Origin of the sequence: Pseudomonas sp. AU12215, assembly GCF_001675465.2 — a bacterium.
Classification (GTDB): Bacteria; Pseudomonadota; Gammaproteobacteria; order Pseudomonadales; family Pseudomonadaceae; genus Pseudomonas; species Pseudomonas nitroreducens.
The window spans coordinates 1-6,796 of sequence record NZ_MACM02000020.1 but is presented as its reverse complement, the minus strand read 5'-3'; the positions used below and the strand labels follow the sequence as shown (position 1 = coordinate 6,796).

The 6,796-nt window shown below is 64.9% G+C and carries 5 protein-coding genes; 2 read left to right on the top strand and 3 right to left on the bottom strand.

The features are described from left to right. The first annotated feature begins 224 nt into the window (after positions 1 to 224). The gene (locus A9513_RS05815) at positions 225 to 599 is read left to right on the top strand and encodes a 5-carboxymethyl-2-hydroxymuconate Delta-isomerase (protein WP_024765563.1); all 375 of its coding nucleotides are present in this window, start codon (positions 225 to 227) and stop codon (positions 597 to 599) included. 60 nt (positions 600 to 659) lie between these two features. Here the strand turns inward: A9513_RS05815 and A9513_RS05810 are convergent, their stop codons facing one another. The 3 genes from A9513_RS05810 to A9513_RS05800 form a co-directional block, all read right to left on the bottom strand. Then, complete coding sequence (locus A9513_RS05810) at positions 660 to 2,039, bottom strand: amino acid permease (protein WP_065084196.1); 1,380 nt, start codon at positions 2,037 to 2,039, stop codon at positions 660 to 662. A 325-nt stretch (positions 2,040 to 2,364) separates the two neighbouring features. Next, on the bottom strand, positions 2,365 to 3,042 hold the full coding sequence (locus A9513_RS05805; protein ID WP_065084195.1) for a bifunctional 2-polyprenyl-6-hydroxyphenol methylase/3-demethylubiquinol 3-O-methyltransferase UbiG: 678 nt from the start codon (positions 3,040 to 3,042) through the stop codon (positions 2,365 to 2,367). A 62-nt stretch (positions 3,043 to 3,104) separates the two neighbouring features. Further along, on the bottom strand, positions 3,105 to 3,350 hold the full coding sequence (locus A9513_RS05800; RefSeq protein ID WP_065084194.1) for a hypothetical protein: 246 nt from the start codon (positions 3,348 to 3,350) through the stop codon (positions 3,105 to 3,107). A 365-nt stretch (positions 3,351 to 3,715) separates the two neighbouring features. Between A9513_RS05800 and A9513_RS05795 the strand changes: the two genes are divergently transcribed. Then, the gene (locus tag A9513_RS05795; protein ID WP_231387836.1) at positions 3,716 to 6,697 is read left to right on the top strand and encodes a transglycosylase domain-containing protein; all 2,982 of its coding nucleotides are present in this window, start codon (positions 3,716 to 3,718) and stop codon (positions 6,695 to 6,697) included. Positions 6,698 to 6,796: the final 99 nt, after the last annotated feature.

Sequence of the window (6,796 nt, the reverse complement as noted above, 5' to 3'; positions counted from 1 at the left end):
AACGAGGGTATTTTTCGCCCCAAGCGAAAAACCGGATGGAGGGGCAAGCGCTTTGGTTACTTTCTGGCGTTTGAGAAAGTAACTCGCCCGAGGGGGCGAAACCCAATACATCCGAACACACCGAAGCGACGCAGAAACACCCAACCCCAACTAAGTAATCACCCGTATGTCCCGAGCAAACAAGTCGCTCTAGGATGGCCCCACCTGCGCTCCGGACAAACTCAATGCCCCACATCGCCATCGACTACACCGCCAACCTCACCAACGACCTGCTGCCCCTGGAACTGCCTGAAAAACTCCATGAAGCCGCAAAAGGCCTGGGCGTGTTCCCCAGCAACGGCCTGCGCACCTTCGCCCGCGCCATCGACCAGTTCCACGTTGGCGCCAACACCCGGGACGAAGCCTTCATCAACATCCAGATCCGCATCGCCCCTGGCCGCCCCGAGGAGTTGCGCCAGCGCATCGTCGACACCCTGTTCGCCACCGCCGAACAGACCCTCGCCGAACTCATCGAAAAACGCCCCATCGGCCTGCAACTGGAAATCACCGAACTCGACCGCAGCCTGACGCGCATGGCCGGCAGCCTGCCCACGGCGTAATCACCCAGCAAAAGAAAAGGGCCTCCGAAGAGGCCCTTTTTTCAATCGTTCAACCGCACATCAGGCGCGACTGGCGACGCTGCCCTGCTCCTTGGGAGCAAGGTTGAGCGCAAAGTACAGCACCGTCAGCAGCACCAGGAAGGCCGGGCCGATATACAGCGCGATGCGCGTATCTTCGAAGAACGCCATCAGCACCACTACCAGCACCAGGAAGGCCATGGCCAGGTAAGAGCTGATCGGGTACAGCCACATCCTGAACTGCAGCTTGCCGGCTTCGGCAGCGCTCAGCCCGCGGCGGAATTTCAACTGCGCCAGCAGGATCATCGCCCAGGTCCAGATGGCACCGAAGGTGGCGATGGAGGTCACCCAGGTGAACACCTTCTCGGGCACCAGATAGTTCAGCAGCACGCCCAGCAGCAGCGCGAAGATCGACAGCAGCAGCGCATTGCGCGGCACGCCGCCGCCGGAGGTCCTGGCGAACACAGCCGGGGCCTGGCCATGCTGGGCGAGGCTGTAGAGCATGCGGCCGGTGCTGAAGATGCCACCGTTGCACGACGACAGCGCGGCGGTGATCACCACGAAGTTGATGATGCCGGCGGCGGTCTTGATGCCCATGCGCTCGAAGGTCATGACGAAGGGGCTGCCCTGGGTGCCGATCTCGTTCCACGGGTAGATCGACATGATCACGAACAGCGCGCCCACGTAGAACAGCAGGATGCGCCAGAACACCGAGTTGATCGCGCCCGGGATGGTCTTCTGCGGGTTCTTCGCTTCGCCGGCGGTGAGGCCGATCATCTCCACGCCCAGGTAGGCGAACATCACCATCTGCAGCGACATCAGCACGCCGGTGATGCCGTGGGGCATGAAGCCGCCGTTGCTCCAGAGGTTGGAGATGCCGGTGGCGATACCGCCGTTGCCCAGGCCGAAGAAGATCATGCCGGCGCCGGCCAGGATCATGGCGACGATGGTGACGATCTTGATCAGGGCGAACCAGAACTCGAACTCACCGAAGGCGCGCACGGCGATGAGGTTGATGGTGCCCATGCTCGCCAGCGCGGCCAGCGCCCAGATCCAGCGCGGCACGTCGGGGAACCAGATGCCCATGTAGATGGCCACCGCGGTGATCTCCGCGACGCAGGTCACCAGCCAGAGGAACCAGTAGTTCCAGCCGGTCAGGTAACCGGCCAGCGGGCCGAGGTAGTCCTGGGCGTAGCGGGCGAACGAGCCGGCCACGGGATTGTGCACGGCCATCTCGCCGAGGGCGCGCATGATCACGAGGATGGCGAGACCGCCAATGATGTAGGAAAGCATGATGGCCGGGCCGGCCATCTGGATGGCCTTGGCGGAGCCGAGGAACAGACCGACGCCGATGCAGGCGCCCAGGGCCATGAGACGGATGTGCCGCTCGTTGAGATCCCTTTGGAGATCGTGGGACGACATGGTGATGCAACCTCATTTTGTTCTTGGGAAATATCAGCCGAGGACTCTAAGTGCAGTCGGGATGCGGAACCGCCGAAAAGGCTTCGCCACCGCGCCGGGCGGCACGGAGGGAGAAGTGTCTGGCAGTTCCAGGACGGCACACCGGAAGAGGCTGCCCGCTCTTGTGAAGCGGACGTGGGCATTGCGGGAGGACCACGGCTGAGGTCGCGGGCGAGTGTTACACAAGTAGGAGGGAATCGTCTGCACCACCAAGGTGCAATGTGACCAAAGGGATAGCGGCGTATCGCCACATCTTCCCGCGCCACCAGGGCCGGTGTAGAGCGGTTCAGCCACCCAGCGGCTGAAACTCCAGCAGCAGCGAGCAGGGCTTGCCGGTGTCCGGATGACGAGGCTCGCGCAGTTGCCGCAGGCGCCAGCCGCTGGCGGCCAGCAGCGCCAGCCAGGACTCCAGGGTGCGGAAGAACCAGGGCATCGGTGCGCTGAACTCACCGCCGAAGGCAGCGAAGTCTTCCAGGCGCCAGCCGTCCACATAGGGCGCGTCACCGCAGGCGGCCCACGGATGCACGGTCTGGATCAGCAGCCGCCCGCCGGGATTGAGCCGCTCGCGAAGTACGCCGAGCAATGGCGCGAGGTACTCGTCGAGCAAGGCGAAATTGCACACCAGGGCGTCGAACTGGCCGAGTGAATCTCCGGCTTCAATGAGTCCCACGTAATCCATCACTTCATAGCGCCCACCGCCCGCCATCTGCGCGGCTTCAATGAGCGGTGCGGAAGCATCCACGCCGACACACTCGCTGCCCTTCTCGGCCAGCGCACGACACAACCAGCCTTCGCCGCAACCGATATCCAGCACACGGCGTGCCGGACCTTCGGCAATCGCGGCGAGGATCGCCGCGTCGGTGACCAGCCGCCGGCTCTCGATGCGCTGCTCGCGCACCGCGCGGGTCCAGGCATCGGCGTTGGCCTGCCAGCTCTGGCGGATTCGGGCGTCGTGGTCGGTCATGGCGATATCCGTGAGTGGGGAGAGGCGATCGCGGATCAATCCGCTCCTGTGCCGGTGACGGGCTACGGCGTCCTCAACGACTTGGGCACCGCCAGCCCCCTGGGCGGCGGCGTCTGCGGCAACGCCTTGCGGCACCCGGCATCACTGAACGGTCCGCCGATCTTCTGCCAGCCACTGCCCGGTGATGTCTGCTGGCAGGTATAGGCGCCATCGAGCTTGCTCTGCCATTTATAGAAGGGCATCGGCGCGGCGGCGAGGTTCAACGAAACGCCCAGCAGCGCGATCAGGGGCAAAAAGTACGAACGCATCGGCGGCCATTCCTGTCCAAATAATCACATTCCACCTGCTGGCCGTCGGCAAATCAATCCGGCGAGCCACGAACGGCACCTGGCGGCGCGCAGATTTTTCGCCGCCAACTACGCTGGAACTTAGGAAAGCCGCAGGTTAGGGGCTTTCGCGGCGCCGGGAGGGGCGTCGGCCATCACGTGGGCGGAGTTCGCTACCTGGGCTGTCGTACAAGCATGGGCGGGGCGTGAATATGGGCAACTCGAAGCATTCCGGTACGCAAGTGGCAGGCCAACCGGGAAGTCCGGGGCCCGGCCTTTCCCCACAGAAAGTGCATCACCACCGCTTCCTTCTTCTCTTCCTGTTTCTCCTGCCTTTGCTTGCCGCCATGGGTGCGGCGCTGCTGTATGAGGCGCGTACCTCCAAGCTGCAGGCGCGCGAGCTGGCACGCTACGCCACCGGCCTGACCTGGCGCCTGGAACAGGGCAGCACCGACGCTGTGGTTTATCCACAAGGCGGCCCCTTCGATCGGCGCCTGGGCTATCAGCAGTTGCCGACCTTCCTGGGCCGCCTGCACGAGCGCAACTTCGTCACCCTGAGCCAGGCGCGCTTCTCCGATCCGCTGATGCAGTACACCGGCCACGGGATGTTCCCGCCCTACCCGGAGAAGGCCCAGGCCGGCGTCGATATCGCCGACTGTCGCGGCCTGCCGATCTACAACTTCCGCTACCCGCAGCGGCTCTACGCCAACTTCGAGAGCATCTCCCCGGCCATCGTCAACAGCCTGCTGTACATCGAGAACCGCGACCTGCTCGATCCCGACCGCCCCTACCTGAACCCCGCCATCGACTGGAGCCGCTTCACCCAGGCCTCCGTGGCGCAGGTGGGCAAGCTGGTCGGGCTGGGCAACCACGCCCCCGGCGGCAGCACCCTGGCCACGCAGATCGAGAAATACCGCCATTCCGAGGATGGCCGCACCAACTCCATCACCGACAAGCTGCGGCAGATGGCTTCGGCCAGCGTGCGCACCTACCAGAACGGCGCGGAGAACATGGCCGCACGGCGCAACGTCGCCCTCACCTACCTCAACTCCGTACCGCTCTCGGCGCAGCCGGGTTACGGCGAAGTGAGCGGCCTGCCCGATGGCCTGTGGATCTGGTACGGCGCCGACTACCAGCAGGTCAACAAGCTGCTCAACGCCCCGCCCGGCTCCGGTGCGGAGCTTGCCGCGCAGGGCAAGGCGCTGCGCCAGGTCGTTTCGCTGATGATTGCCCACCGCCGGCCTTCCTGGTACCTCGCCCGTGGCCGCGACCAGTTGGCCGTGCTGACCGACAGCTACCTGCGCCTGCTCGCGCAGAACAACGTGATCGCCCCGGAACTTCGCGACGCGGCGCTCAAGCAGAAGCTGGTATTCCGCGATCCGCGCAGCGAGCCCAGCTTCACCCCGCTGGAAAACAACAAGGGCATCGGCCTTGCGCGCACCCGCCTGGCCGGCATGCTCGACGTGCCGCTGTATGACCTCGATCGCTTCGACATGAGCTTCACCACGACCCTGCAGCATGAACTGCAGGAGCAGGTCACCGGCTACCTGCGGCACCTGTCCGACCCGGACTTCGCCGAGCAGATCGGCCTGTTCGGCGAGCACCTGCTGTCCAAGGACAAGACCAGGGACGTGCGCTACAGCTTCACCCTGTTCGAGCGCACCCCCAGCGGCAACCGCGTGCGCGTGCAGACCGACAGCACCGAGCAGCCCTTCGACATCAACGAAGGTAGCAAGCTGGAGCTGGGCTCGACCGCCAAGCTGCGCGTGCTCGCCACCTACCTGGAAACCATCGCCGACCTGCACCAGCAGTACGCGCCGATGACGGTCGCCGAGCTGAAGAAGGTGGACATCGAACCGCTGGACATCCTCAGTCGCTGGTCCATCGATTACCTGATCGCCGCCAAGGACCGCAACCTGCCGGACATGCTCGCCGCCGCACTGCAGCGCAAGTACTCCGCCAGCCCCTATGAAAGCTTCTTCACCGGCGGCGGCGTGCACACCTTCAGCAACTTCCGCAAGGAGGACAACGGTCGCATTCCGACCCTGCAGGACGCGCTGCGCGAATCCATCAACCTGCCCTTCGTGCGCCTGCTGCGCGATCTGGTGCGCCACGACATCTACGCCAACGAAGGCAGCAAGGTTGCGGTGCTGGCCGACGACAAGGACCCGCGTCGGCAGGACTACCTGGACCGCTTCGTCGACAAGGAAAGCCAGGTCTACCTGCTGCGCTTCTGGCAGAAATACAAGGGCAAGGACAACGACGACCGCCTGAATACCTTTCTCGATGGCCTGCGCGCCTGGCCGGTGCGGCTGGCGGCGATCCATCGCTACCTGCAACCACAGGCCGATCTGCCGACCTTCACCGCCTTCCTGCAGGACCGCCTGAAGCAGGGCAAATACGCTGGCGACAAGCTCACCGACAAGCGCATCGAGGACCTCTACACCCGCTATGGACCGGGCGCCTTCGACCTCAATGACCAGGGCTACGTCGCCCGCGTGCACCCGCTGGAACTGTGGCTGCTGGGCTACCTGCAACGCCAGCCGGCGGCGACCTTCGCCGATGCCGTGGCCGCCAGCGGCGCCGAGCGCAAGCAGGTCTACGGCTGGCTGTTCAAGTCGCGGCACAAGTACGCCCGCGACAAGCGCATCCGCATCATGCTGGAGGTGGAAGCCTTCCTCGACCTGCATGAACAGTGGAAGCGCCTGGGCTACCCGTTCGACCACCTGGTGCCATCGCTGGCCACCGCGCTGGGCAGCTCCGGGGACCGCCCCGCCGCGCTGGCGGAGCTGATGGGGATCATCCTCAACGATGGTGTGCGCCAGCCGACCCTGCGCATCGATAGCCTGCACTTCGCCGCCGCCACGCCCTATGAGGTCACCCTCGGCCCGGAATCCAACAATGGCCGCCAGGTGATGCGTTCGGAGGTCGCCCAGGCTCTGCGCACGGCGCTGTCGCAGGTGGTGGACGCGGGTACCGCACGGCGCTTGTCAGGCACCTTCAAGCTGGCCAATGGCAACGCACTGGTGATGGGCGGCAAGACCGGCACCGGCGACAACCGCATCGAGAGCGTGACCCGCAGCGGCTGGGTGAAGAGTTCCAAGGCGATGAACCGCACGGCGACCTTCGTCTTCTACATCGGCCCACGCCACTTCGGCACGCTGACCGCCTACGTGGCCGGCAGCGAGTCGGACAACTTCAAGTTCACCTCGGCACTGCCGGTACAGGTGCTCAAGGGCATGGCGCCGATGTTGTCGAGCTACCTGGAGCCCGGGATCAGCACCGGCTGCCAGGAGCGCCTGGATAACCTGCGGGTGAGCTGGCGGTAAACCTGTAGGAGCAACTGTCTTCTCTGGATCGTCCGTCGCTGCGTCTTCCCCCTCACCCCAACCCTGGCTGCGCGCCCCGCTCCTCAGGGAGAGGGGGCA